Source organism: Pseudomonas sp. Pf153 (genome assembly GCF_001269775.1).
GTDB lineage: Bacteria > Pseudomonadota > Gammaproteobacteria > Pseudomonadales > Pseudomonadaceae > Aquipseudomonas > Aquipseudomonas uvaldensis.
This window is the reverse complement of the sequence record NZ_LHVL01000018.1, coordinates 452,654-478,996: the sequence shown is the minus strand read 5'-3', so window position 1 is coordinate 478,996 and position 26,343 is coordinate 452,654. Positions and strand designations below refer to the sequence as shown.

At 60.4% G+C, this 26,343-nt stretch carries 23 protein-coding genes; 3 read left to right on the top strand and 20 right to left on the bottom strand.

Features of this window, described 5'->3' with window-relative positions; all coding sequences use genetic code 11:
• Positions 1–12: 12 nt before the first annotated feature.
• The 4 genes from AD666_RS14310 to AD666_RS14300 form a co-directional block, all read right to left on the bottom strand.
• Positions 13–363, bottom strand: a complete 351-nt coding sequence (locus AD666_RS14310; RefSeq protein ID WP_053152799.1) for a phage holin family protein — start codon at positions 361–363, stop codon at positions 13–15.
• A gap of 94 nt (positions 364–457) precedes the next feature.
• Positions 458–1,099: a hypothetical protein gene (locus tag AD666_RS14305; RefSeq protein ID WP_053152796.1), complete on the bottom strand. Its 642-nt coding sequence runs from the start codon at positions 1,097–1,099 to the stop codon at positions 458–460.
• A gap of 18 nt (positions 1,100–1,117) precedes the next feature.
• Entirely contained in the window at positions 1,118–1,300 is a 183-nt protein-coding gene (locus tag AD666_RS26785) for a Com family DNA-binding transcriptional regulator (protein ID WP_232776133.1), read from the bottom strand.
• Positions 1,301–1,769: 469 nt separating this feature from the next.
• Positions 1,770–2,504: an XRE family transcriptional regulator gene (locus AD666_RS14300; protein WP_053153253.1), complete on the bottom strand. Its 735-nt coding sequence runs from the start codon at positions 2,502–2,504 to the stop codon at positions 1,770–1,772.
• A gap of 552 nt (positions 2,505–3,056) precedes the next feature.
• On the opposite strand from AD666_RS14300, the gene mutS reads away from it, so the two are divergent.
• Both mutS and fdxA read left to right on the top strand, forming a co-directional pair.
• Complete coding sequence (gene mutS / locus AD666_RS14295) at positions 3,057–5,624, top strand: DNA mismatch repair protein MutS (protein ID WP_172679630.1); 2,568 nt, start codon at positions 3,057–3,059, stop codon at positions 5,622–5,624.
• 134 nt (positions 5,625–5,758) lie between these two features.
• Positions 5,759–6,082: a ferredoxin FdxA gene (fdxA, locus tag AD666_RS14290; protein ID WP_053152788.1), complete on the top strand. Its 324-nt coding sequence runs from the start codon at positions 5,759–5,761 to the stop codon at positions 6,080–6,082.
• Between the two features lie 485 nt (positions 6,083–6,567).
• On the opposite strand, the gene rpoS is transcribed toward fdxA, so the two are convergent.
• The 8 genes from rpoS to AD666_RS14250 form a co-directional block, all read right to left on the bottom strand.
• The gene (rpoS, locus tag AD666_RS14285) at positions 6,568–7,578 is read right to left on the bottom strand and encodes an RNA polymerase sigma factor RpoS (RefSeq protein WP_053152784.1); all 1,011 of its coding nucleotides are present in this window, start codon (positions 7,576–7,578) and stop codon (positions 6,568–6,570) included.
• Positions 7,579–7,683: 105 nt separating this feature from the next.
• On the bottom strand, positions 7,684–8,532 hold the full coding sequence (locus AD666_RS14280) for a peptidoglycan DD-metalloendopeptidase family protein (RefSeq protein WP_053152782.1): 849 nt from the start codon (positions 8,530–8,532) through the stop codon (positions 7,684–7,686).
• 207 nt (positions 8,533–8,739) lie between these two features.
• Positions 8,740–9,375 carry a protein-L-isoaspartate(D-aspartate) O-methyltransferase gene (locus AD666_RS14275; RefSeq protein WP_172679635.1) on the bottom strand — a complete coding sequence of 212 codons (636 nt, stop codon included), beginning with the start codon at positions 9,373–9,375 and terminating at the stop codon, positions 8,740–8,742.
• 41 nt (positions 9,376–9,416) lie between these two features.
• Positions 9,417–10,166 (bottom strand): 5'/3'-nucleotidase SurE, encoded by a 750-nt coding sequence (gene surE / locus AD666_RS14270; protein ID WP_053152778.1) that lies wholly within the window; start codon positions 10,164–10,166, stop codon positions 9,417–9,419.
• Positions 10,154–11,212, bottom strand: coding sequence for a tRNA pseudouridine(13) synthase TruD (gene truD / locus AD666_RS14265; protein WP_053152776.1), 1,059 nt, complete (start codon positions 11,210–11,212; stop codon positions 10,154–10,156). The genes surE and truD overlap by 13 nt, the downstream gene beginning before the upstream one ends.
• The gene (gene ispF / locus AD666_RS14260; protein WP_053152774.1) at positions 11,209–11,682 is read right to left on the bottom strand and encodes a 2-C-methyl-D-erythritol 2,4-cyclodiphosphate synthase; all 474 of its coding nucleotides are present in this window, start codon (positions 11,680–11,682) and stop codon (positions 11,209–11,211) included. Before ispF ends, truD begins: the two co-directional genes overlap by 4 nt.
• Before the next feature lie 43 nt (positions 11,683–11,725).
• Positions 11,726–12,571: an S-formylglutathione hydrolase gene (fghA, locus tag AD666_RS14255; RefSeq protein ID WP_053152772.1), complete on the bottom strand. Its 846-nt coding sequence runs from the start codon at positions 12,569–12,571 to the stop codon at positions 11,726–11,728.
• 8 nt (positions 12,572–12,579) lie between these two features.
• Positions 12,580–13,692 carry an S-(hydroxymethyl)glutathione dehydrogenase/class III alcohol dehydrogenase gene (locus tag AD666_RS14250; protein ID WP_053152770.1) on the bottom strand — a complete coding sequence of 371 codons (1,113 nt, stop codon included), beginning with the start codon at positions 13,690–13,692 and terminating at the stop codon, positions 12,580–12,582.
• Between the two features lie 106 nt (positions 13,693–13,798).
• On the opposite strand from AD666_RS14250, the gene AD666_RS14245 reads away from it, so the two are divergent.
• Positions 13,799–14,695 carry a LysR substrate-binding domain-containing protein gene (locus AD666_RS14245; RefSeq protein WP_053152768.1) on the top strand — a complete coding sequence of 299 codons (897 nt, stop codon included), beginning with the start codon at positions 13,799–13,801 and terminating at the stop codon, positions 14,693–14,695.
• Positions 14,696–14,860: 165 nt separating this feature from the next.
• Here AD666_RS14245 and ispD read toward each other — a convergent pair whose 3' ends face one another.
• From ispD to dnaE, 8 genes are all read right to left on the bottom strand, one after another.
• Complete coding sequence (gene ispD, locus AD666_RS14240; RefSeq protein ID WP_053152766.1) at positions 14,861–15,568, bottom strand: 2-C-methyl-D-erythritol 4-phosphate cytidylyltransferase; 708 nt, start codon at positions 15,566–15,568, stop codon at positions 14,861–14,863.
• Positions 15,565–15,843: a cell division protein FtsB gene (ftsB, locus tag AD666_RS14235; RefSeq protein WP_030139474.1), complete on the bottom strand. Its 279-nt coding sequence runs from the start codon at positions 15,841–15,843 to the stop codon at positions 15,565–15,567. The genes ispD and ftsB overlap by 4 nt, the downstream gene beginning before the upstream one ends.
• 170 nt (positions 15,844–16,013) lie before the next feature.
• Complete coding sequence (gene eno, locus AD666_RS14230; RefSeq protein ID WP_053152764.1) at positions 16,014–17,303, bottom strand: phosphopyruvate hydratase; 1,290 nt, start codon at positions 17,301–17,303, stop codon at positions 16,014–16,016.
• Positions 17,304–17,465: 162 nt separating this feature from the next.
• Complete coding sequence (gene kdsA, locus AD666_RS14225) at positions 17,466–18,311, bottom strand: 3-deoxy-8-phosphooctulonate synthase (RefSeq protein ID WP_053152762.1); 846 nt, start codon at positions 18,309–18,311, stop codon at positions 17,466–17,468.
• Positions 18,312–18,315: 4 nt separating this feature from the next.
• A complete protein-coding gene (locus tag AD666_RS14220; protein WP_053152760.1) occupies positions 18,316–19,947 on the bottom strand; it encodes a CTP synthase in 1,632 nt (543 codons plus the stop codon).
• Between the two features lie 274 nt (positions 19,948–20,221).
• Positions 20,222–21,547 (bottom strand): tRNA lysidine(34) synthetase TilS, encoded by a 1,326-nt coding sequence (gene tilS, locus AD666_RS14215; protein ID WP_053152758.1) that lies wholly within the window; start codon positions 21,545–21,547, stop codon positions 20,222–20,224.
• A gap of 127 nt (positions 21,548–21,674) precedes the next feature.
• On the bottom strand, positions 21,675–22,622 hold the full coding sequence (locus tag AD666_RS14210) for an acetyl-CoA carboxylase carboxyltransferase subunit alpha (RefSeq protein ID WP_053152756.1): 948 nt from the start codon (positions 22,620–22,622) through the stop codon (positions 21,675–21,677).
• Between the two features lie 150 nt (positions 22,623–22,772).
• Positions 22,773–26,294, bottom strand: coding sequence for a DNA polymerase III subunit alpha (dnaE, locus tag AD666_RS14205; protein WP_053152754.1), 3,522 nt, complete (start codon positions 26,292–26,294; stop codon positions 22,773–22,775).
• Positions 26,295–26,343 lie beyond the last annotated feature (49 nt).

Below are 26,343 nucleotides of genomic sequence, written 5' to 3'. Positions count from 1 at the left end.
GCGGCACCGGGCTCACTGTGGGTCGGAACGGGAATCCGGTGGTGGTACTTCGCACACGCCGATCCGCTTGGCGACCCAGCGCTCGTACAACCCGATGGCCACGTCGGCACCGGCCATGGCGGTCAGGCAACCCAGGGCGCAAGCACTCCAGATCGACATGCCGAGGGCATACAGCAGCATGATTGCCGAGACACCGCAGATCACGCAGGCACCGGAGCGCAAGGCCAGTCGGCGTAACAGCGACCAGCCACGGGCCCCTTCCTTGTCGGCACGCCACATCTCGCCGGACACCCCGCCCACCAGGGCGAGCAGGATGACCAGCCAGATCGGCATGTCCAGCAACGCTTGTTGCTCGTTTGTCATTCATGTCTCCTGGGGGGATTGGTGGGATTCAAAACGCTCAGGGTGCACATGGCCTCCCAAGCCATTAGGCTGAATGAAAAAGATGCGGCTCCTCTCAACGCGTAATCAGCATGTCCAGGCTGGTGGCATCGCAGGCGTTGGTGGATTTCCTGTCGATTACCAGGTAGAGCGAAGAGGTCGGCGTAACGGCCACGCTGTTCAACATGAACGTGGCGCTGCCACCGTTTGCAAGACTGCCGGACTGGAGCACGGTGTCGCCCAGGTTGAGCGACCAGCCGACGCCGTCCCCGCATGCGTTGTGCAGGTCGTTGATTCGTCCGAGTACATTGATGTTGCCGGAAACAGGACTGGCCCAACGAATGATGCTCTGGCTGTTCGCCCCTGGATGCGTGGCCACGTCTCCCTGCTTGAACACAAAACTGGTTCCGGAGCCGGTGAAGGTGAAGTTCTGCTTGACGCTGGCGACGTACGCGCCAGTGGCGTCGTCTCGCCAACAGGTTGACGGCTTGGCGCTGCATTCCATGTTGAACGTTGGCAAGAGCGTGTAATTGGCCGAGGCGTTGACCGTCGTTTTGTTTTGCATGAAAGACCACGGCGAACCGGCCGGCGACTGTTCGGTCATCAAGTACATGTCCCTGGCAAGATTCCACGACAGCGCGGTATCGGCACGGGAGTTCGGGGAGATGAAGGACGACAGAAGCCCAATCGCCAATAGAAGTTTTTTGGAGAGTTGCATTTTTTACCTCGGTAGATGTCATTGAGCGTTGGTTGCACGGCTTACCCCGCACGCTGTTCGCTCGACGGCGTTTACTCGAGGCTCTACGGCCTTCACATGATTCAACGTCCCGCATCGGGAGCATTTGATCTGGAGTTCGGTGTGCTCGCCCATACGGGCCAGAAGTCGTTTGCACTGACCGCATCTGAAATCCTTCAGCATTGAAAGCCCTCCATTGGCGGTGGTGATGTGTTTGAACGCACCTCACGGTGCAGGCATTCCAAAAAGCCCGGTTGCCCAGGCTTTTCAGTAATGCGCTTGATCTTTCGGCGCGACTGGCGCGGTACGGATCCATTCAAATTGTTCCTCCGGCCGCGGTCCCTGCCCGCCGGATAACTGCTTCTGGTGCTTTACGCTGCACACCTGGGCCAGTTGCCAACCCTCTGAACCGTTGAGGCCGGTTCATCGCTGCCTGTGGGTAAAACTAAAGAGCGGTTGTTGCCAGCCACTTTGTCGAGCGGCTTGGACACAGAATATGCATGTATGCATATCCAGTCAATGCGTAAATGCATTTATTTATGCACGGCAAATGCACGAACGCATCGAGGCTCAATGAATACGGGGGATCAGGGATTTTTCAGTGCGAAAAAAAACCCGCACGGTGGCGGGTTTTTATCGGATGGCAGTGAGGTTAACGGGCGTACATGCCCCACCAGAAGACGTGACCAAGAATGACGATCTGCTCATCCTGCATTTCCTGGAAGCTGTAGTCCTCGTCTGGATGCTCGTCGCGGTTGAAGCTGCGCAGACGGATGCCGGTAGGCAGGCGGTAAAGCTGCTTCACCCGCAGCTGGCCGTTGTGATTGATAGCATAGAGATCGCCATCGACAATATCGCCGATCCCGCACTTGCCCGCGTTCACCCCGACTGTCGCGCCGTCGCGCAACACCGGCAACATGCTGTTGCCACGAACGGTCACGCATTTGGCCTGGTCGAACTGCACGCCGTTATGCCGCAGGCTGCGCTTGCCGAAGCGCAGGCTTGAGCGCTCGCTTTCCTCGATGACGAATCTTCCTGATCCAGCAGCCAATTCAACCTCACGCAGAAAAGGGACCGACACCTCGTCTTCTTCGACAGGGGTATCGTCGTCCCACAGGCTAATGTCCTTGAGTTCGGAATGCGACGCCTCGCGGCGGCTGTTGCCAGGGGGCGACACATCCGCGCGCCCGCGCAACTGGTCGGTGCTCACGGCAAAGTATTCGGCGATCTTCGAGATGTGTTTATCCGAAGGATCGACAATCTTGCCGCTGAGGATCCGCGAAAGTGTGGATTGAGGCACGCCGGTACGACGGTGAAGCTCCGTGGGGGAGATCCCGTGCTGATCGAGCAGTGCTCTTAATACGGTAGAAACGTTGCGTTTTTGCATAACGCGCATGATGCTTGTTCTTTTTGCAGAAGACAAATGCTGATTTGCATAAATCTGCATATCCGGGCGAAAACCTGTGGGAGCAAGGCTTGCCCGCGATGACTTAGGCACATTCAACATCGTTGCAAGCTGACCCTCCGCTATCGCGAGCAGGCTCGCTCCCACAAAGGGATCGAGGCTGTACGCAGCATCGGCGGACGACTCGCCCCCACAGGTCTTTCGCGATCTATTTGTCCAATATCAGCCATATGTCGGTTTTTTCTGGCAATCAGGCAGCACAACTCAAACACCAATCGAAAGCACTCCATCTGGGTCGCCCCCGACCGGCCATGTTAACCTTGCGCCCATTGCGGAAAAGCCGGGCGATCCTGATGCAGTCAGTTAAGCCATAACCCCGTGGGAGCCGAGCTTGCTCGCGATGGCGGCAGATCAGTCAACATCATTGTCGACTGACATGCCCAATCGCGAGCAAGCTCAGCTCCCACAGGTTTGCGTCGCCCACTCTTGCCCCACACCCTTCGATGAGTTTGCCTGACACCGATGAATACAGCCGTGAACGACCTGTCCTCCCACACGCCGATGATGCAGCAGTACTGGCGCCTGAAGAATCAGCACCCCGATCAGTTGATGTTCTACCGCATGGGCGACTTCTACGAGATCTTTTATGAGGATGCGAAGAAGGCCGCCAAGTTGCTGGACATCACCCTGACGGCACGTGGGCAATCGGCGGGCATGGCGATTCCAATGTGTGGGATTCCTTACCACGCAGCGGAAGGTTATCTGGCGAAACTGGTCAAGCTCGGCGAGTCGGTGGTGATTTGCGAGCAGGTGGGCGATCCGGCCACCAGCAAAGGGCCGGTGGAACGCCAGGTGGTGCGCATCATCACCCCCGGCACGGTCAGCGATGAGGCGTTGCTGGATGAACGCCGCGACAACCTGATCGCGGCGGTGCTGGGGGATGAGCGCCTGTTCGGCATGGCGGTGCTGGATATCACCAGTGGCAACTTCTCGGTACTGGAAATCAAGGGTTGGGAGAACCTGCTGGCGGAGCTGGAGCGGGTCAATCCGGTGGAGCTGTTGATTCCCGATGACTGGCCCAAGGACCTGCCGGCGGAAAAACGCCGTGGCGTTCGTCGCCGGGCGCCGTGGGATTTTGAGCGCGATTCGGCGCTGAAAAGTCTCTGCCAGCAGTTTTCCACCCAGGACCTCAAGGGGTTCGGCTGCGAGAATCTGACTCTGGCCATCGGTGCGGCCGGCTGCCTGTTGGCCTACGCCAAGGAAACCCAGCGCACCGCCCTACCCCATTTGCGCAGCCTGCGCCATGAACGCCTGGATGACACGGTGGTGCTGGACGGCGCCAGCCGGCGCAACCTGGAATTGGACACCAACCTGGCCGGCGGTCGCGACAATACCCTGCAATCGGTGGTGGATCGCTGCCAGACCGCGATGGGCAGCCGCTTGCTGACCCGCTGGCTGAACCGTCCGTTGCGGGACCTGACAGTACTGCTGGCGCGCCAGTCCTCGATTACCTGCCTGCTGGATCGTTATCGCTTCGAGCAGTTGCAGCCGCAGCTCAAGGAAATCGGCGACATCGAGCGCATCCTGGCGCGGATCGGCCTGCGCAACGCCCGTCCCCGGGACCTGGCGCGCCTGCGCGATGCCCTTGGCGCCCTGCCCGAACTGCAAGTGGCGATGACCGACCTCGAAGCTCCGCATCTTCAGCACTTGGCGCGCATCACCAGCACTTACCCAGAACTGGCCGCGCTGTTGGAAAAAGCCATCATCGACAACCCACCCGCGGTGATCCGTGACGGTGGCGTGCTGAAAACCGGTTACGACGCCGAACTCGACGAGCTGCTGGCGCTGAGCGAGAACGCCGGCCAGTTCCTCATCGACCTCGAAGCCCGGGAAAAGGCCCGTACCGGCCTGAGCAATCTCAAGGTCGGCTACAACCGAATCCACGGCTATTTCATCGAATTGCCGAGCAAGCAGGCCGAACAGGCTCCGGCCGATTACATCCGTCGCCAGACCCTCAAGGGCGCCGAGCGCTTCATTACTCCGGAACTCAAGGCCTTCGAGGACAAGGCGCTGTCGGCCAAGAGTCGCGCCCTGGCCCGCGAAAAAATGCTCTATGACGCGCTGCTGGAAGATCTGATCAACCAATTGCCGCCCCTGCAGGACACCGCCGCCGCCCTGGCGGAGCTGGACGTTCTGAGCAACCTGGCCGAGCGCGCATTGAACCTTGACCTGAATTGCCCGCGCTTCGTCAGCGAACCGTGCATGCGCATCAGCCAAGGTCGTCACCCAGTGGTCGAGCAGGTACTGACCACGCCGTTCGTGGCCAACGACCTGAGCCTGGACGACAATACCCGCATGCTGGTAATCACCGGTCCGAACATGGGCGGTAAATCCACCTACATGCGCCAGACAGCCCTGATCGTGCTGCTGGCTCACATCGGCAGTTTCGTACCGGCGGCCAGCTGCGAGTTATCCCTGGTGGACCGCATCTTCACCCGGATCGGCTCCAGCGATGACCTGGCCGGCGGGCGCTCGACCTTCATGGTGGAAATGAGCGAGACCGCCAACATCCTGCACAACGCCACCGAGCGCAGCCTGGTGCTGATGGACGAAGTCGGACGGGGCACCAGCACCTTCGATGGCCTGTCCCTGGCCTGGGCGGCGGCCGAGCGATTGGCACAACTGCGCGCCTACACATTGTTCGCGACCCATTATTTCGAGCTGACGGTGCTGCCGGAAAGCCAGCCGCTGGTGGCCAACGTCCACCTCAACGCCACTGAACACAACGAGCGCATCGTATTCCTGCACCATGTACTGCCCGGCCCGGCCAGCCAGAGCTACGGCCTGGCGGTTGCGCAGTTGGCCGGTGTACCAGGCGAAGTGATTGCCCGGGCCCGCGAACATTTGAGCCGCCTGGAAACCTCCAGCCTGCCCCACGAGGCGCCGCGTCCGACAAAAGGCAAACCGGCGGCCCCTCAGCAAAGCGACCTCTTCGCCAGCCTGCCGCATCCGGTGCTCGACGAACTGGCCAAGCTTGACCTGGACGATCTGACCCCACGCCGGGCACTGGAATTACTCTATACATTGAAGACACGGATCTAACGCACGGGCGTTCAAGCTGTTAGAATCTCGCGCGGTTTGGAATGCTGAGGACTATTAGCCTGGTCCGCACCCAAGCCTGGCGAGCCCTACCGTGAAGAGGGACCCGCTGCCGCCGCCTGAGGAGAGAATTAGAAATGACCTTCGTCGTCACCGACAACTGCATCAAGTGCAAGTACACCGACTGCGTAGAAGTGTGTCCGGTGGACTGCTTTTACGAAGGCCCGAACTTCCTGGTCATTCACCCGGACGAGTGCATCGATTGCGCCCTGTGTGAACCGGAATGCCCGGCACAAGCCATTTTCTCGGAAGACGAAGTCCCGGCTGGCATGGAGGACTTCATCGAGCTGAACGCCGAACTGGCGGAAATCTGGCCAAACATCACCGAGAAGAAAGACGCCCTGCCGGATGCCGAAGAGTGGGATGGCAAGCCTGGCAAGATCGCGGACCTCGAACGCTGATCGTCCCTGTGTACGTCTTGAAGGCCCCTTGCGGGCCTTTTTGCTGCCCGGACCCAAATCGCAGGCAAAAAAAAGGGGCGGTTTGACCCGCCCACATTTTTTCCCTAATCCCTTTGTTCCCTTTCATCGTCCTGATGAATCGCGTCCTGCGATGTCCTTCCTTCCCCATCGTCCGTGACGGGTGTGTCTGTCCGTCGACACAGGACTGATATTAGTGTTTTCCCTGGCGAGTGCAATTCACCTCAAGCGGGCCGACAGTTGCTGTCATCGTTCGTTCATAAAAAAATAACCTTTAAAATCAATCCAGTATAAAAATTCATGCGCTTTATTGTCCTCTATCCCCGGCCATGAGAAACCGAACGCTTACACAACACTAGGCAAAAGCTTACAAACCAAACCGGAAAACAGCGCAGGATCAGAAAAGCGCCGCCCAGAAACGGCAAAGCCCCGAACCGGTCGGGGCTTTTTCTGCTGTAGCGGAGTGGTTACTGGAACAGCGACTCGCTCGACAAACCATTCTTCTCCAGGATTTCCCGTAGACGCTTGAGGCCCTCTACCTGGATCTGCCTGACCCTTTCCCGAGTCAATCCAATTTCCAGGCCGACATCTTCGAGGGTGCTGCTTTCGTGACCGCGCAGGCCAAAACGTCGGATCACCACCTCCCGTTGCTTGTCCGTCAGCTCCGAGAGCCACTGGTCGATGCTCTGGGACAAGTCGTCGTCCTGCAGCAGTTCACAAGGGTCGGTGGGACGCTCGTCGGTAAGGGTGTCCAGCAGGGTCTTGTCCGAGTCTGGCCCCAGCGAGACATCCACAGAGGAAACCCGCTCGTTGAGCCCAAGCATTCGCTTGACCTCGCCCACCGGTTTTTCCAGCAGGCTGGCGATTTCTTCCGGTGAGGGTTCATGATCGAGTTTCTGGGTCAGCTCACGGGCAGCCCGCAGGTAGACGTTCAGCTCCTTGACCACATGAATCGGCAGCCGGATCGTGCGGGTCTGATTCATGATCGCCCGTTCGATGGTCTGGCGGATCCACCAGGTGGCGTAGGTCGAAAAACGGAAGCCCCGCTCAGGATCGAATTTCTCGACAGCGCGGATCAACCCCAGATTGCCCTCTTCGATCAGGTCCAGCAGTGAAAGCCCACGATTGACGTAGCGTCGAGCGATTTTCACCACCAGGCGCAGGTTGCTTTCAATCATGCGTTTTCGACCGGCCGGGTCGCCCTTTTGCGACAGGCGCGCAAAATGTACTTCTTCCTCGGGGGAGAGTAGCGGCGAAAAACCGATTTCGTTGAGGTACAGCTGAGTGGCGTCCAGCGCCCGGGTGTAATCGATGTACTTATGTTGTTTAAGCGAAGCGGAGTGTCTGGATTTGGCGCGAACGGAAGGTGGAGATGACGCCCCTTCATCATTCGACATCGAATCCATAGCGATGCCGGTCTCCATCAGGAGAACCTCATCGTCGATGTCAAACTCCGGCACTTCTTTACTGAGAGCCATTGTTATAGTCCTTTGGTGAGTTCGACCTCAAGCTCGAGCGGCGCCTTTATCCTTGGCAACGCTGGAGCCTGTTCCCTCTACGTGACGGAACAGGCTGACAACCAATCAACGACGTGGCAGGAATTGCAGCGGATCTACCGGTTTACCTTGTCGGCGAATCTCAAAATGCAGTTTCACCCGGTCTGTACCCGTCGACCCCATTTCGGCAATTGTCTGTCCGACCTTGACCTGCTGCCCCTCCCGAACCAACAGCCTGCGGTTGTGACCGTAGGCACTGACGTAGGTATCGCTGTGTTTGATGATCACGAGTTCGCCGTAGCCCCTCAAACCACTCCCGGCGTACACAACCGTGCCATCAGACGCGGCTAAAACAGGCTGTCCCAAATCCCCGGCGATATCAATTCCTTTATTCAAACTACCGTTTGAAGAGAATTTCCCAATAAGAACGCCATTAGAAGGCCATCCCCAGCCTGTCGGGGCGGGGCCTGCCGGAGGCATCGGCGCGACCTCCGGTTTGCTCGCGACGGACGGTACGGTGGCCGTCCCGGCGCCGACCGGCCGGCGAATGACCGTGGTTTTACTCGACGACGAAGGTGTCGACCCTGACTGGGTGACCACCGCGGTCGGTGTTGAACCGCTGCGCCCATCGAAGCGAATCGTCTGACCTGGATGGATCGTATAAGGCGCAGGAATGTTGTTTCGCGCTGCCAAGGCTTTGTAGTCCCAGCCGTAGCGAAAAGCGATGGAAAACAACGTATCGCCCTTACGGACTACATACTGACCGGTCGTTACTGTAGGACGTTGGGGCGCAGCAGTGGTGTTGCGATCGACAACCCGGACGTTACCCGACGGTGTACTGGAACAACCGACCAGCAAGGTACTCAAGACAAGGCCAGTCACCAGGCGCTTAAAGCTCGTGATACCCATACGCTGCGCAATGACTGTGAGACTCACCCGCTGCTCCCTTTGTGGTGGCTGAAAAAATGGAAACTGCCTGTCCAGGCAGTGGTGGTGCGAGTAACGGGCGCATCCATCCTTCTATTAATGAAGCACGGACGTTGCCGCACACGTTTGCTCGCCGCCGTTGAAGCCTGTTCGATGAACCGATGCCGCTGTAAGACACAGCAAGCGTCACGGAATTCAGCCGCTGTTTATAAATGCTCAGGCCAATGGCCCATTGAGTAATGGTACGAACCGCACCGCTCCCAGAACGTGCCGCGAGAAGCCATGTTCCTCTCGTACGATCAGCATCAGTTGCTGCACTTCGCCGGCACCCACCGGGATGACCATGCGTCCACCGGGAGCGAGTTGATCCAGCAGGGCCTGGGGAACATCCGTCGCCACGGCAGTGACAATGATTCCGTTATACGGCGCGAGGGCCGGCCAACCTTCCCAGCCGTCGCCCCAGCGAAACACCACGTTGCGCAGGTTAAGCTCCACCAGGCGCTCCTTGGCGCGGTCCTGCAACACCTTGATCCGTTCTACGGAAAACACCCGCTCGACCAACTGCGACAATACCGCCGTCTGGTAACCCGAACCGGTACCGATCTCCAGAACCTTGTCCAGGGGCCCCGCCTCCAGCAGCAACTCGCTCATGCGGGCCACCATATAAGGCTGGGAAATGGTCTGGTTGTGTCCGATCGGGAGAGCCGTGTCTTCATAGGCACGATGGGCGAGGGCCTCATCGACGAACAGATGCCGCGGCGTGCGGCGGATTACTTCCAGCACCTGGGCATTGGACAGCCCCTCTTCGTAGAGCCGCTGGATCAGGCGTTCACGGGTGCGCTGCGAGGTCATGCCGATCCCGCGGCGCAGCATATCGTCTTGCTCGCGAGCCATCAGCGCAACCCCTCCAGCCAGCCATCGAGATGTCGGAAGGCATCATTGAAGGTGCGATCGAGCTGCAACGGTGTAATCGAGACGTAACCTTGCATCACCGCATGAAAATCCGTGCCCGGCCCGCCATCCTCGGCATCCCCGGCGGCGGCGATCCAGTAGCCGGCCTTTCCGCGTGGATCGACCACGTGCATGGGCCTGGCGGCGCGGGCGCGATGGCCCAGGCGAGTCAGCTGGATGCCCCGGACGTGGTCGAGGGGCAGGTTCGGGATGTTCACGTTCAACACCGTACGCGGTGGCAGGTCCAGCTCGCCGTGGGCTTGCACCAGTTTGCGGGCGAAGTAGGCGGCGGTGGGCAGGTTGTCGACCTGCCGGGAAACGAACGAGAAGGCAAACGACGGGTGTTCGAGGAAACGACCCTCCAGGGCGGCGGCGACCGTGCCGGAATACAGCACGTCATCGCCCAGGTTGGCGCCCAGGTTGATGCCTGAAACGACCATGTCCGGCGCACGCTCCAGCAAACCGTTGATGCCCAGGTGCACGCAATCGGTCGGCGTACCGTTGAGACTGATGAAACCGTTATCCAGATAGCAGGGGTGCAACGGACGGTCGAGCGTCAGCGAGCTGCTGGCGCCGCTTTTGTCCTGGTCCGGGGCGATCACCACGCACTCGGCAAAATCTGCCAGCGCAGCATAGAGCGCGGCAAGACCGGGTGCTGTTACCCCGTCGTCGTTAGAAATCAGAATACGCATGGGCTGTCCGTCTGCCCTACCGGCACCAGATCGACGAGTTCGCGCACCAAGGCAGTGGCGAAACATCCGGCCGGCAGGACGAATTCCAGTTGCAGAATGTCTAGCGAGGGATAATGCCACGACAGCCCGCCAATGGGCAGTCGCAGGATGCGACGTTCGTGATTCATTCCCGCGTTTATCAACCAGTCCCGCAGGTCGGCCTCTTCCTCGGCGATGGCCTGCTCCAGCTCGAAAGTCGCGCCGGCGGCCGGCGAAGGCCCCTCGCCCCACTGTGGCCCGGTCGGATGCAGGTCGAGGATAGCCAGGCGCGGATCGCTGCATTCAGCCTCCGCGGCCGGGAAAAAGCTGCGGCTGTCGGTGAAGGCCAGCAAGTCACCCACCTGGGCCAGTTGCCAAGTGCCATCGGCCACCCGGGCCGCAAGTACCCGGTTGAACAAATAACTGCGGGCTGCCGACAGCAGCCGCGAACGCACGTTGCGCTGTTCCGGCAAGGCCTTGCGCGCCGCCCAGGCACGGGCATCGACGACGTTACCGCCGTCATGGCCAAAACGCTGAGCGCCAAAATAATTGGGAATGCCCTGGCGGACAATCTGTTGCAGGCGCGCATCGATAGCCGCTGCATCCCCCTTGAATTGGGTCAGGCGCAAAGTGAAGCCATTGGCCGAGTGCGCGCCACGCTGCAGCTTGCGTTTATGCCGAGCGGTCTTGAGGATTTTCAGCGTGTCATTCTCTGCCGACGACAGGTCCGGATCGGCCTTGCCGGGCAACTGGACGCTGAACCATTGGCGGGTCAGGGCTTGACGGTCCTTGAGCCCGGCATAGCTGACGGTGCGCAACGGCACGCCGGCCGCCTTGGCAATCCGTCGGGCAGCCTCTTCCGTATTCAGGCCGCGTTTCTCGACCCAGATCCACAAATGCTCGCCATCACCGGTCAACGGGATGTCGAGGACTTCATCGACCTGGAAATCTCCGGCGGTGGCTTTCAGCACCGCACTGCCCAGCGACTCGCCATAGGCCCGCGGGCCCAACAGTTCCAGTTCGGTCATGGGCGCAGCAACAAGGCAACGGAATGAACGGCGATGCCTTCTTCACGACCGACGAAACCAAGCTTCTCGGTGGTGGTGGCCTTCACATTCACTTGATCCAGTTCGATCTGCAGATCCTCGGCGATCAGCCGGCGCATCGCTTCGATGTGCGGCGCCATCTTGGGAGCCTGGGCAACGATGGTGTTGTCGACATTGCCGACTTTCCAGCCCTTGGCGTGGATCAGCGAGACGACATGGCGCAGCAGCATGCGGCTATCGGCGCCCTTGAATTGCGGGTCGGTGTCGGGGAAGTGCTTGCCGATGTCGCCCAGGGCGGCCGCGCCGAGCAACGCATCGCTCAAGGCGTGCAGCAGGACATCACCGTCAGAATGCGCGAGCAGCCCGAAGCCGTGTGCGATCCGCACGCCGCCCAGCGTGATGAAATCGCCCTCAGTGAACCGGTGAACATCGTAGCCGTGGCCAATACGCATAAAAAAACGCCCTGATTTCTGTCAGGGCGTGATTCTACCTGCATTAGGCGCTTAGAGCGCGTGCATGATGTTGCAGATGATCATCGATGAAACTGGCGATGAAGTAATAGCTGTGGTCGTAGCCCGGTTGCAGGCGTAACTCCAGCGGATGCCCGGCCGTCCTGGCCGCTTGCTGCAAGGCTTGCGGCTTGAGCTGGTTGTCGAGGAAATCATCGCGATCGCCCTGGTCCACCAGCAATGGCAGTTTCTCGTCGGCCTCGGCAATCAGCGCGCAGGCGTCCCATTCCCGCCATTTGGAGCGATCCTCGCCCAGGTAGCGGGAAAAGGCTTTCTGGCCCCACGGACAGTCCATCGGATTGTTGATGGGCGAAAACGCCGACACCGAACGGTAACGACCAGGGTTGCGCAAAGCGCAGACCAGTGCGCCATGCCCCCCCATGGAATGACCGCTGATGCCGCGTTTATCCGACGCGGGGAAATGAGCCTCAACGAGCGCAGGCAATTCCTGCACCACATAGTCATGCATCCGATAGTGTTGCGCCCAGGGTTCCTGCGTGGCGTTCAGATAGAATCCCGCGCCCAGGCCGAAGTCCCAGGCGCCGTCCGGATCGCCCGGCACTTCGGCACCACGGGGACTGGTATCCGGCGCAACGATGATCAATCCCAACTCGGCAGCCATGCGCTGGGCCCCGGCCTTCTGCATGAAGTTCTCGTCGGTGCAGGTCAGACCGGATAACCAGTACAACACAGGCAACTTGCCGCCCTGCTCGGCTTGCGGCGGCAGGTATACCGCAAAGACCATGTCACAGCCGAGCACTTCGGAACGATGCCGGTAACGCTTGTGCCAGCCGCCGAAGCTTTTCTGGCAGGAAATGTTTTCCAGACTCATGACCGACCTCAGAAATGAATAACGGTGCGGATGCTCTTGCCTTCATGCATCAGGTCGAATGCCTTGTTGATATCTTCCAGGCCCATGGTGTGGGTAATGAAAGTATCCAGCGGGATCTCGCCCTTCTCGGCCATTTCCACGTAGCTGGGCAACTCACTGCGCCCGCGCACGCCGCCGAATGCCGAACCACGCCAGACGCGTCCGGTCACCAGTTGGAACGGACGAGTGGCGATTTCCTGGCCGGCACCGGCCACGCCGATGATCACCGACTCGCCCCAGCCCTTGTGGCAGCATTCCAACGCGGCACGCATCAGCTGGACGTTGCCGATGCACTCGAAGGAAAAGTCCACGCCGCCATCGGTCATGTCGACGATGACCTCCTGGATCGGACGGTCGAAGTCCTTCGGGTTGACGAAGTCGGTGGCGCCCAATTGCCGGGCGATTTCGAACTTGGACGGGTTGATATCAATGGCGATGATGCGCGAGGCCTTGGCCTTCACCGCTCCGATCACCGCCGACAGGCCGATACCGCCCAGACCGAAGATGGCCACTGTGTCACCGGGCTGGACCTTGGCCGTATTGATCACCGCGCCAATACCGGTGGTGACACCGCACCCCAGCAGGCAGACTTTTTCCAACGGTGCATCCTTGGCGATCTTCGCGACGGAGATTTCCGGCAGCACGGTGTATTCGGAGAAGGTCGAGGTGCCCATGTAGTGGAAAATCGTCTCGCCCTTGTAGGAAAAGCGCGAAGTGCCGTCAGGCATCAGACCTTTGCCCTGAGTGGCGCGAATCGCCTGGCAGAGGTTGGTCTTGCCCGACTTGCAGAACTTGCACTGCCCGCACTCCGGTGTGTACAGAGGGATCACATGGTCCCCCACCGCCACCGAGGTCACGCCCTCGCCGATGGCTTCGACGATAGCGCCACCTTCGTGGCCTAGAATCGACGGAAAAATCCCTTCCGGGTCGGCGCCCGACAAGGTGTAGGCGTCGGTGTGGCAGACGCCGGAGGCCACCACGCGCAGCAGCACTTCACCCGCCTTGGGCATGGCGACGTCGACTTCTACGATTTCCAGGGGTTTCTTGGCCTCGAAGGCAACGGCGGCGCGCGACTTGATCATCGTGTTTCTCCAGCAAATAAAAACGAGACCGGAGTGTAATCCGCCGCCATACAAGGAATAATCCAGTCAAAAGCAAAACATTATTGCCACACAGGGATAATCTTTCATGTCTGACAATCGCTGGGAAGGCATCGACGAGTTCGTCGCCGTGGCTGAATGCAGCCAGTTCACCGCAGCAGCCGAACGTCTCGGGGTATCGTCCTCCCACATCAGTCGACAAATCGTACGGCTCGAAGAGCGCCTTCAAACACGACTGCTGTATCGAAGCACTCGTCGCGTCACCCTGACCGAGGCCGGCCAGACTTTTTTGCAACATTGCCAGCGCTTGCAGGATGGACGGGAGGAAGCCTTGCGAGCGGTGGGGGATCTGGCCAGCGAACCCAAGGGCATGTTGCGAATGACCTGTGCCGTGGCCTATGGCGAACGTTTCATCGTGCCCTTGGTGACCCGGTTCATGGGGCTGTACCCGCAATTGCGAGTGGACATCGAACTGAGCAACCGGCCGTTGGACCTGGTTCATGAGGGGCTGGACCTGGCGATTCGCCTGGGTCGCTTGCAGGACTCACGCTTGATCGCGATACGCCTGGCCCCACGCCGCATGTACCTGTGCGCCTCGCCGTCCTATCTGGAGCGCTACGGTCGGCCCCATAGCTTGTCGGAACTGAGCCGTCATAACTGTCTGATCGGCAGTTCCGACCTCTGGCAACTGGAGCAGAACGGGCGGGAATTTTCTCAGCGTGTGCAGGGAAACTGGCGCTGCAACAGTGGGCAAGCGGTGCTGGACGCGGCACTGCAAGGCGCGGGCTTGTGCCAACTGCCGGACTATTACGTGCTGGAGCATTTGCAAAGCGGCGCGTTGATCTCGTTGCTTGAAGCCCATCAGCCGCCGAATACGGCAGTGTGGGCGTTGTATCCACAGCAGCGGCATCTGTCGCCGAAGGTGCGCCAGTTGGTGGATTACTTGAAGGAAGGGTTGGCTGAGCGGCCGGAATATCGGGGTTAGGCTCGACCGGTTTCTGTCCGTGGTTTATCCCGCGCCGGGGCTATCGCCTTCGCGGGCAAGCCCGCTCCCACATTTGGCCTCAGTGGATACCTGTTTTTTGAACAACCGAGATCCAGTGTGGGAGCGGGCTTGCTCGCGAAGGGCGCGGCACGGTATTGGAATTGATCAGCGACGGCCAGCCCAGTGCCGACGCAACCACTCCAGATCCTCGGGACGGGTGATCTTGATGTTATCCGATCGCCCTTCGATCAACCGAGGTGCCTGCCCTGCCCACTCCATCGCCGAGGCCTCATCGGTAATCACGACATCCGCCACCAGGCTGTCAGCCAACGCCCGATGCAAGGCGCCAAGGCGAAACATCTGCGGCGTGTAGGCTTGCCAAATCACGCTGCGATCAACGGTTTCCAGCACCCGACCGTGCTTGTCGACGCGTTTGAGGGTGTCACGCGCCGGAACGGCCAGCAGACCGCCGACCGGGTCGTTCGTCAACTCGCTGAGCAAGGTGTCCAGGTCGCCACGGGATAGATTGGGCCGGGCGGCATCGTGCACCAGCACCCAATCGTGATCGTCGGCGCCCTGGCCATGAAGATGCAGCAAGGCGTTGAGCACCGAATCCGAACGCTGGGCTCCCCCGTCCACACGCTGGATGCGCGGGTCGCTGGCGCAGGCCAGGGTCGGCCAGTAGGGATCATCGTGCGCAACACTGACCACCACGCCCTTGACGGTCGGATGATCGAGGAAACAGCCGAGGCTGTGTTCGAGAATTGTGCGGCCACCCAGTTGCAGGTACTGCTTGGGACGGTCCGCGGCCATTCGGGCTCCGATGCCCGCGGCAGGAATCACGGCCCAGAAGGCCGGCAAACGAATACTCATTGGGCCAACTGGTAGAGGGTTTCGCCCTCCTTCACCATGCCCAGCTCATGACGAGCCCGCTCTTCAACGGTCTCCATGCCTTTTTTCAGCTCCATCACTTCGGCGTCCATCACCCGGTTGCGCTCCAGCAAGGCCTCATTCTCGGCGTGCTGGTCGGCAATCTGCTGAGTCAGCTCGGCCACTTGCGCAAGGCTGCCATTGCCCACCCAGAGACGGTACTGCAGGCCGGCCAGCAACAGAAGCAAGACGAGGAACAACCAATTGGGACTGCGCATCGAATATCGGGTATCCAGTGAAAAAAGACCGCCATGCCAAACTTTGAAGCATCTGATAGCACGAAGCCTGGAAAACCAGGCTTGTGCTTGATAAGGCATCAGATTAGAGGGAAAGCCACCGTTATGACGACTTTTCCGACGCAATCCGTTGTCTTTTTACCATTTACCGCTTAACCGCGAAACTCGGCGCGACCGTTGTACTTGGCCTTGCCGTTCAACTGCTCTTCGATACGCAGCAGTTGGTTGTACTTGGAAACGCGGTCGGAACGGCACAGCGAACCGGTCTTGATCTGGCCCGCCGCAGTGCCCACGGCCAGGTCGGCAATGGTCGAATCTTCGGTTTCGCCGGAGCGATGGGAGATCACGGCGGTGTAACCGGCGGCCTTGGCCATCTGGATGGCTTCCAGGGTTTCGGTCAGGGTGCCGATCTGGTTGAACTTGATCAGGATCGAGTTGGCGATCTGCTTGTCGATACCTTCTTTCAGGATCTTGGTGTTGGTCACGAACAGGTCGTCGCCCACCAGCTGGGTCTTGGCGCCGATCTTGTCGGTGAGGATTTTCCAGCCGGCCCAGTCGGACTCGTCCAGACCATCTTCGATGGAGATGATCGGATAGCGCTCGGTCAGGCCCTTGAGGTAATCGGCGAAACCTTCGGCAGTGAACACCTGGCCTTCGCCGGACAGGTTGTACTTGCCGTCTTCGAAGAACTCACTGGCGGCGCAGTCCAGGGCCAGGGTCACATCGGTGCCCAGCTTGTAGCCGGCGTTGGCAACAGCTTCGGAAATCACTTTCAGCGCGTCTTCGTTGGAGGCCAGGTTCGGTGCGAAACCGCCTTCGTCGCCAACGGCGGTGCTCAGGCCACGGGCTTTGAGCACGGCCTTGAGGTGATGGAAAATCTCGGTGCCCATGCGCAGGCCTTCGGAGAAGGACTTGGCGCCCACCGGCTGGACCATGAATTCCTGAATGTCGACGTTGTTGTCGGCGTGCTCGCCGCCGTTGATGATGTTCATCATCGGCACCGGCATCGAGTAGACGCCCGGAGTACCGTTGAGGTTGGCGATGTGAGCGTACAGTGGCAGGTCCTGGTCCTGAGCGGCGGCCTTGGCGGCGGCCAGGGAAACGGCGAGGATCGCGTTGGCACCCAGGGAGGCTTTGTTCTCGGTACCGTCGAGCTTGATCATCGCCAGGTCGAGGGCTTTCTGGTCGGCAGGATCCTTGCCCAGCAGCAGGTCACGAATCGGACCGTTGATGTTGGCGACGGCCTTCAGCACGCCCTTGCCCAGGTAACGACCCTTGTCGCCATCACGCAGCTCCAGCGCTTCGCGCGAGCCGGTGGAAGCACCGGACGGCGCACAGGCGCTGCCGATGATGCCGTTGTCGAGAAGCACGTCCGCTTCGACAGTGGGGTTGCCACGGGAGTCGAGAACTTCACGACCTTTGATGTCGACGATTTTTGCCATTGTTGTAAACACTCCAAAGTTGACGAAAACGCTGTGGGAGCACGGCTTGCCGGCGATGGGGGCCTCAAGGGCGCCATCGCTGGCAAGCCATGCTCCCACAAGAGCAGTGCGGCCAGCGGGCCAGAGCGATAATCGAGCGGTACTTTACCGGAGAAAACCGGGTTACGCGGTTTCTATCGTCGGAAAACCCTTGACCAGCTCATCCAGAGCCTTGAGCTGAGACAGGAAAGGTTCCAGCTTGTTCAAGCGCAAGGCACACGGACCGTCGCATTTGGCGTTGTCCGGATCCGGATGCGCCTCGAGGAACAGGCCCGCCAGGGACTGGCTCATGCCGGCCTTGGCCAGGTCGGTGACCTGGGCACGACGACCGCCGGCAGAGTCGGAACGGCCGCCCGGCATCTGCAGTGCGTGGGTCACGTCGAAGAACACCGGGTATTCGAACTGCTTCATGATGCCGAAGCCGAGCATGTCCACCACCAGGTTGTTGTAGCCGAAGCTCGAACCGCGCTCGCAGAGGATCAACTGGTCATTCCCGGCCTCTTCGCACTTGCTCAGGATGTGCTTCATTTCCTGGGGCGCGAGGAACTGGGCCTTCTTGATGTTGATCACCGCGCCGGTCTTGGCCATCGCGACCACCAGGTCGGTCTGGCGCGACAGGAAGGCCGGCAGCTGGATGATGTCGCAGACCTCGGCGACGACAGCGGCCTGGGCAGGCTCGTGGACGTCGGTGATGATCGGCACGCCAAAGGCTTGCTTGATGTCCTGGAAAATCCGCATGCCTTCTTCCAGGCCCGGACCACGGTAGGAGGTCACGGACGAGCGGTTGGCCTTGTCGAAGCTAGCCTTGAACACGTAGGGAATGCCCAGTTTCTGGGTGACCTTCACGTATTCCTCGCAGACCTGCATCGCCATGTCGCGGCTTTCCAGCACGTTCATGCCGCCGAACAGCACCATGGGCTTGTCGTTGGCAATCTCGATGTCGCCGACGCGGATGATCTTCTGAGCCATCGTCTTATGCCTTTTTCTGGTGTTGAGCCAAAGCGGCCTTCACGAAACCGCTGAACAGCGGATGGCCGTCCCGTGGCGTCGAGGTGAACTCAGGGTGGAACTGGCAAGCGACGAACCATGGATGATCCGAGGATTCCACCACTTCCACAAGCGCGCCATCACCGGAGCGACCGGAGATTTTCAGGCCAGCTTCGATCAGTTGCGGCAGCAGGTTGTTGTTCACTTCGTAGCGATGGCGGTGACGCTCGACGATCACGTCCTTGGCGTAGCACTGGTGGACCAGGGAGCCAGGCTCGAGCAGGCATTCCTGTGCGCCGAGGCGCATGGTGCCGCCCAGGTCGGAGGCTTCGGTCCGCACTTCCACGGCACCGGTGGCGTCTTCCCATTCGGTGATCAGCCCCACGACCGGATGGCCACTGGCGCGATCGAACTCGGTGGAGTTGGCGTCTTTCCAGCCCATCACGTTACGGGCGAACTCGATGACCGCCACCTGCATGCCCAGGCAGATACCCAGGTAAGGCACTTTGTTCTCTCGGGCGTATTGCACGGCGGTGATCTTGCCTTCCACGCCCCGCAGGCCGAAGCCACCCGGTACGAGGATCGCATCGGCGCCTTCGAGCAGGCCGGTGCCCTGGTTCTCGATATCTTCGGAATCGATGTAGCGCAGGTTCACTTTGGTGCGGTTGCTGATACCGGCATGACTCATCGCTTCGATCAGCGACTTGTAGGCGTCCAGCAGTTCCATGTACTTGCCGACCATGGCGATGGTGACTTCATGCTCCGGGTTGAGCTTGGCATCGACCACGGCGTCCCATTCGGACAGGTCGGCGCCGGCGCATTGCAGGCCGAAACGCTCGACGACGAAATCGTCCAGGCCCTGGGAGTGCAGGATGCCCGGAATCTTGTAGATGGTGTCGGCGTCTTCCAGGCCGATGACCGCACGCTCTTCAACGTTGGTGAACTGGGCGATCTTGCGGCGCGAGGAAATGTCGATCGGGTGATCGGAGCGGCAGACCAGCACGTCCGGTTGCAGGCCGATGGAACGCAGTTCCTTGACCGAGTGCTGGGTCGGCTTGGTCTTGGTTTCGCCGGCGGTGGCAATGTACGGAACCAGCGTCAGGTGCATCAGCATCGCGCGCTTGGCGCCGATTTCGAAACGCAACTGACGGATGGCTTCGAGGAACGGCTGGGACTCGATGTCGCCCACGGTACCGCCGATCTCGACCATCGCCACGTCGGCGTCGCCGGCGCCCTTGATGATGCGGCGCTTGATTTCATCGGTAATGTGCGGGATGACCTGGATGGTCGCACCCAGGTAATCACCACGACGCTCCTTGCGCAGCACGTGCTCATAGACGCGGCCGGTGGTGAAGTTGTTGTTCTGGGTCATGGTCGTGCGGATGAACCGCTCGTAGTGGCCCAGGTCCAGGTCGGTCTCGGCGCCGTCGTGGGTGACGAACACTTCGCCGTGCTGGAACGGGCTCATGGTGCCCGGGTCGACGTTGATGTACGGGTCCAGCTTGAGCATGGTGACCTTAAGTCCCCGCGCCTCCAGGATGGCCGCCAATGAAGCCGAGGCAATGCCTTTCCCCAATGAAGAAACAACACCGCCCGTGACGAATATGTAGCGCGTCATGAAAAACCCTAGAAGTCTGCGTTAAAGCGGTCCGAGCCGCCGGGGAAAGCGAAGGAAGGCCGAAGCCCCCGATCACCTGCATTAATCACAGTGCACCTTTCAAAAAAACCGCCGCGTTGGGACAGACCGGAAGAGAAATCACCGGTACGTTGCTCGCTACACATTTTTTGGAATCGCCCAGCAAAGACTGCTTGGTAATCGGCAACTCCTGCAATTCAGGCGAATCCACAGAAGTTGTATCAAGAAGGGAGCGTAGTCTACCGGAAAGCCCCTTTCAGCTCAAACCCCGATCTTGCCCTGGTGGCTGCCAACGCAATCGCCAATTGCCATCCAGGTCTGCATCCAGCCCCGGAAGGCCGGCCACCGCCAGCAATTGCTCACCCCGATACAGCAGCGGCAATCGGCCGCGAACGAACCCCGGCACGCCACGTTCGTTAAGCAGGCGCTTGAGATCCCGATGACCGCGTCCAGGCAGCATCATGATTTCACCGCCCTGACGATAGCGCACACACAGCGGCCCTGCAGGGGGATAGCCCTCGACAATCACTTGCCCATTGCCCGGCAGGTTCAGGGGCTCGGCGATCAGCGGCCAGTCGAGGGCGCCTCGGAGCGGGCCCCGCCAGTGGTCGGGTAACCACCAGACCCGCCCGCCCGTACGGTGCAGCTCACCACCGGCCAGTCGCCAGATCGGTCGGGCATCGTCCCCGGCATCGCGCAGCGAATCCCAGCCGGCCCAATGATCGCTGTCGGGCAGCATCGTCATCGACGCCAGCCAATGGCTCAATGCATTGCGTTGGCGAGCGGGCGACAACGCCTGCAACGGCGCCAGCTCCAACGACCGCAATCCTAGCCAGTCGAACGCTCCCGGAGTCGTGGCGTGACCCAGGTCGATTCGCGCCAGGTCATCCAACAGGCCTTGGGCTTCGCTCAGGTGCGCGGCACCGCGCGCCAGGGTAGACGAAGCTTGAGGCCACTGCTGCGTCAACACGGGAAAAACCCGCTGACGCAGATAATTGCGTGCATAACGGTGATCATCGTTGGACGGGTCTTCAATCCAGCTCAGGCCGTGCTGCCTGGCGTAGACTTCCAGTTCCGCGCGTGACACATCGAGCAACGGACGCAACAAATGCCCAGCCCCCAGGGAACGCTGCCTCGGCATCGCCGACAACCCCCTCACCCCCGTGCCCCGCAACAAGCGAAACAGCAGGGTTTCGGCCTGATCGTCGCGGTGCTGGGCGGTGAGCAGCACTTCATTGTCCTGAAGCGCCGCGATGAACGCACCGTAACGCGCTTCCCGTGCTGCGCGCTCGACACTGGCGCCAGGCCGCACCTGGACGTTCACCACCTCAAGCGGAACGCCAAGGGCTTCGCACACCGAACGGCAATGACCAGGCCAGGCGTCCGCGACAGCCTGAAGGCCATGGTGGACATGAATAGCGCGCAGGGTGGGCAGGGTTTGAGTGTTGGCGAGAGACGCGAGCAGGTGCAACAGGACGGTGGAGTCCAGGCCACCGGAGAAGGCGATGCGCCAGGTGGCGGCGTTGCGCCAGGGTGTTAGTTGGGTAAGGAGGCGGGTGGGTAGATCCGCACGGGAGTTCATTGGATGTCAGCCCTGCATAAACCAATGTGGGAGCGAGCCTGCTCGCGATAGCGGCGTTGCATGTGCCGACGTCATCGCGAGCAAGCTTTGCTCCCACAGGCTCGCTCCACAGGGTATTGGAGTCGGCTTAGAGACCGTAGCTCATCAACCGCTCATAGCGACGGGCCAGCAGCGCGTCGTTGTCGAACTTCTTCAGCATCGCCAACTGCGAGCTCAGCTCGGTGCGAATCAGTGCAGCCGCGGCAGCCGGGTCACGGTGAGCGCCGCCCACGGGTTCGTTGATCACCTTGTCGACGATGCCCAGGCCTTTGAGGCGCTCGGCAGTGATGCCCATGGCTTCGGCGGCATCCGGCGCTTTCTCGGCGGTTTTCCAGAGGATCGAGGCGCAACCTTCCGGCGAGATCACCGCGTAAGTGGAATATTGCAGCATGTTCAACTGATCGCAGACACCGATAGCCAATGCACCGCCGGAACCACCCTCACCGATCACGGTGGCGATGATCGGGGTTTTCAGCCGTGCCATGACCCGCAGATTCCAGGCAATCGCTTCGCTCTGGTTGCGCTCTTCGGCATCGATACCCGGATAGGCGCCCGGCGTGTCGATGAAGGTCAGGATCGGCATCTTGAAACGCTCGGCCATTTCCATCAGGCGGCAAGCCTTGCGGTAGCCTTCGGGACGCGGCATGCCGAAGTTGCGGCGTACTTTCTCGCGTACTTCGCGACCTTTCTGATGGCCGATCACCATGACCGGCTTGTCTTCCAGACGGGCCACACCACCGACAATCGCGGCGTCATCGGCAAAGTGACGGTCGCCGTGCAGCTCATCGAATTCGGTGAAGATGTGTTCAATGTAGTCCAGGGTGTATGGACGACGGGGATGGCGTGCCAGGCGCGCGATCTGCCAACTGGTCAGCTTGCCGAAGATGTCTTCGGTCAGCGTGCGGCTTTTGTCCTGCAAACGGGAGATTTCATCGCCGATATTCAGCGAATTGTCATTACCGACCAAGCGCAACTCTTCGATCTTGGCTTGCAGGTCGGCGATCGGCTGTTCGAAATCTAGAAAATTCGGGTTCATAGGCGTCCGTCTTGGGTCGACGTCCAAGAGAGCTTGGGCCGGCCGGTTGTCTATTCGCGCCCTACCTTAAGGGAGAGGCGCGTTCAGGTCGAGATTAAAAATTCAGGTTGGGGTCAGGGCCACTCCGAGTCCAGGAGTGGCACCTGGCCGTCAACGGTATTGGAGGAAGACGTTGTCTTTGCCGAACTGGTCACGCAAGGCTTGAATCAACGCATCCGCCGGATCGATCCGCCAGCCTTCGCCAAACTGCAGCACGGCCTTGGCGTCGGGGCGCACGTATTCCATGGTGATCGGGCAGGCACCGCGATGGCGGGTGAACAACTCTCCCAGCCAGCGTAGCTGATCGCCCTTGAGATCCTGGGTCTGCAACTTCAAGCGCAGGCTCTCGGCCAGGTTGGTACGGGCATCCTCCATGCTCATCACCCGCTTGACCCGCAACCGCAGGCCACCGGAAAAATCATCGTTGCTGACCTCGCCTTCAACCACCACCATCGCGTCGGTCTGCAACAGCGACTGGGCCGAATGGAACGCATCGGCAAACAGCGAAGCCTCGATGCGCCCGGAACGGTCGTCGAGGGTGATGAAGCCCATCTTGTCACCCTTCTTGTTCTTCATCACCCGCAGGGCAATGATCATTCCGGCGACGGTTTGCGTATCGCGGGCCGGCTTCAGGTCGATGATGCGCTGACGGGCGAAGCGGCGGATCTCGCCTTCGTATTCGTCGATCGGGTGACCGGTCAGGTACAGGCCCAAGGTGTCCTTCTCGCCTTTGAGGCGTTCCTTGAGGGTCAGCTCCTTGGCCTTGCGATGGTTGGCGTAGACATCGGCATCTTCCTCGACGAACAGCCCGCCAAACAGGTCGGCATGTCCGCTGTCGTGGGTCCGGGCGGTCTGCTCGGCGGCCTTGATCGCTTCTTCCATGGCCGCCAGCAACACGGCGCGGTTGCGGTCGATGTTGGCTTGGTAGGCCTTGGGTTCATCGTGGAAATAGGGACCCAGCCGATCCAGCGCGCCGCTGCGGATCAAACCGTCCAGGGTGCGCTTGTTGATGCGCTTGAGGTCGACCCGTGCACAGAAATCGAACAGATCCTTGAACGGCCCGTCCTGGCGCGCCTCGGTGATGGCCTCGACCGGCCCCTCGCCCACGCCCTTGATCGCGCCAAGACCATAGATGATGCGGCCTTCCTCGTTCACCGTGAACTTGAACTCCGAAGCGTTCACGTCCGGCGCGTCGAGGCGCAGCTTCATGGTCCGCACTTCCTCGATCAAGGTCACGACCTTGTCGGTGTTGTGCATATCCGCCGACAGTACCGCGGCCATGAACGGCGCCGGGTAATGGGCCTTCAACCACGCGGTCTGGTAGGACACCAGGCCGTAGGCGGCGGAGTGGGATTTGTTGAAGCCGTAGCCGGCGAACTTCTCTACCAGATCGAAGATGTTACCGGCCAGGTCTGCATCGATGCCGTTCTTGGCGCAACCTTCGATGAAGCCACCGCGCTGCTTGGCCATTTCCTCGGGCTTTTTCTTACCCATCGCCCGGCGCAGCATGTCCGCGCCGCCAAGGGTGTAGCCCGCCATGACCTGGGCGATCTGCATCACCTGTTCCTGGTACAGGATGATGCCGTAGGTCGGCGCCAATACCGGCTTGAGGCCGTCGTACTGGTAATCCGGGTGTGGGTACGCCAGCTCGGCGCGCCCGTGTTTGCGGTTGATGAAGTCGTCCACCATGCCCGATTGCAGCGGGCCCGGACGGAACAGAGCCACCAACGCGATGAGGTCTTCCAGGCAGTCGGGCTTGAGCTTCTTGATCAGCTCCTTCATGCCTCGGGATTCCAGCTGGAACACCGCCGTGGTCTCGGCCTTCTGCAACAGACTGTAGGTCGGCTTGTCGTCCAGCGGAATGAAAGCGATGTCCAACGGCTCTTCGCCAGCCCTGGCCCGGTCGCGGTTGATGGTTTTCAGCGCCCAGTCGATGATCGTCAGGGTCCGCAGGCCAAGGAAGTCGAACTTCACCAGGCCCGCTGCCTCGACATCGTCCTTGTCGAACTGGGTGACCAGGCCATCGCCCTCTTCATCGCAATAGATCGGTGAAAAGTCAGTCAGCTTGGTCGGCGCGATCACCACGCCACCGGCGTGCTTACCGACGTTACGCACCACGCCTTCGAGCTTGCGGGCCATTTCCCAGATTTCCGCGGCCTCTTCATCGACCTTGATGAAGTCCCGCAGGATTTCTTCCTGCTCATAGGCCTTTTCCAGGGTCATACCGACTTCGAACGGAATCATCTTCGACAGGCGATCGGCCAGGCCATATGACTTGCCCTGCACCCGCGCCACGTCTCGCACCACCGCCTTAGCCGCCATGGAACCGAAGGTGATGATCTGGCTTACGGCGTTGCGGCCGTATTTCTCCGCCACGTAGTCGATCACCCGGTCACGGCCATCCATGCAGAAGTCGACGTCGAAGTCGGGCATGGATACCCGTTCCGGGTTGAGGAAACGTTCGAACAGCAGGTCATATTCCAGCGGGTCGAGGTCGGTGATCTTCTGTACGTAGGCCACCAGCGAGCCAGCACCCGATCCACGGCCAGGCCCCACCGGCACGCCGTTGTTCTTGGCCCACTGGATGAAGTCCATCACGATCAGGAAGTAACCGGGGAACCCCATCTGGATGATGATATCCAGTTCGAAATTCAGCCGGTCGACGTAGACCTGGCGCTTGGCTTCGTAATCTTCGGTCGTGTCCTTGGGCAGCAGGACACTGAGGCGTTCCTCCAGGCCGTCGAAGGACACCTTGCGGAAATACTCGTCGATGGTCATCCCATCGGGAATCGGGAAGTTGGGCAGGAAGTGCTTGCCCAGCTTCACTTCGATGTTGCAGCGCTTGGCGATCTCGACGGTGTTTTCCAGCGCCTCGGGCAGGTCGCTGAACAACTCGGCCATTTCCTCGGCGCTCTTGAGATACTGCTGGTCGCTGTAGTTCTTGGGCCGGCGCGGGTCGTCGAGGGCCCGGCCTTCGCCGATGCAGACGCGGGTTTCGTGGGCTTCGAAATCTTCCTGCTTGATGAAACGCACATCGTTGGTCGCTACCAGCGGCGCGCCGATCCGGTCGGCCAGGGCCACCGCGGCATGCAGGTGTTCTTCGTCGTTGGGCCGGTTGGTACGCTGAACTTCGATGTAGAAGCGATCCGGGAATACGTCCATCCACTCCCGGGCCAGGGTTTCGGCTTCCTCGTTGTTCCCGCTGAGCAGCGCCAGGCCGATTTCGCCCTCCTTCGCCGCCGACAGCATGATCAGACCTTCGCTGGCCTCGGCCACCCACTCGCGCTCGATGATGATCGAGCCGTTGCGCTGACCATCGATAAAGCCACGGGAAATCAACTCGGTGAGGTTTCGGTAGCCGACGGCGTTCATCACCAACAGGCTGATACGGCTCAACGGCGCATCCGGGTCCTTGCTCGACAGCCACAGGTCGGCGCCGCAGATCGGCTTGATCCCACCGCCCATGGCCGTCTTGTAGAACTTGACCAGCGAGCACATGTTGTTCTGGTCGGTGACCGCCACGGCAGGCATGTTCATGCCGGCCAGGGTCTTGATCAGCGGCTTGATCCGCACCAGACCGTCGACCAGGGAGTATTCAGTGTGCAGGCGCAGATGAACGAATGAAGCCGGCATAGTGATCCTGCGTAAAGTCATGAAAACAACAAGGCCCGGATTGTACCGG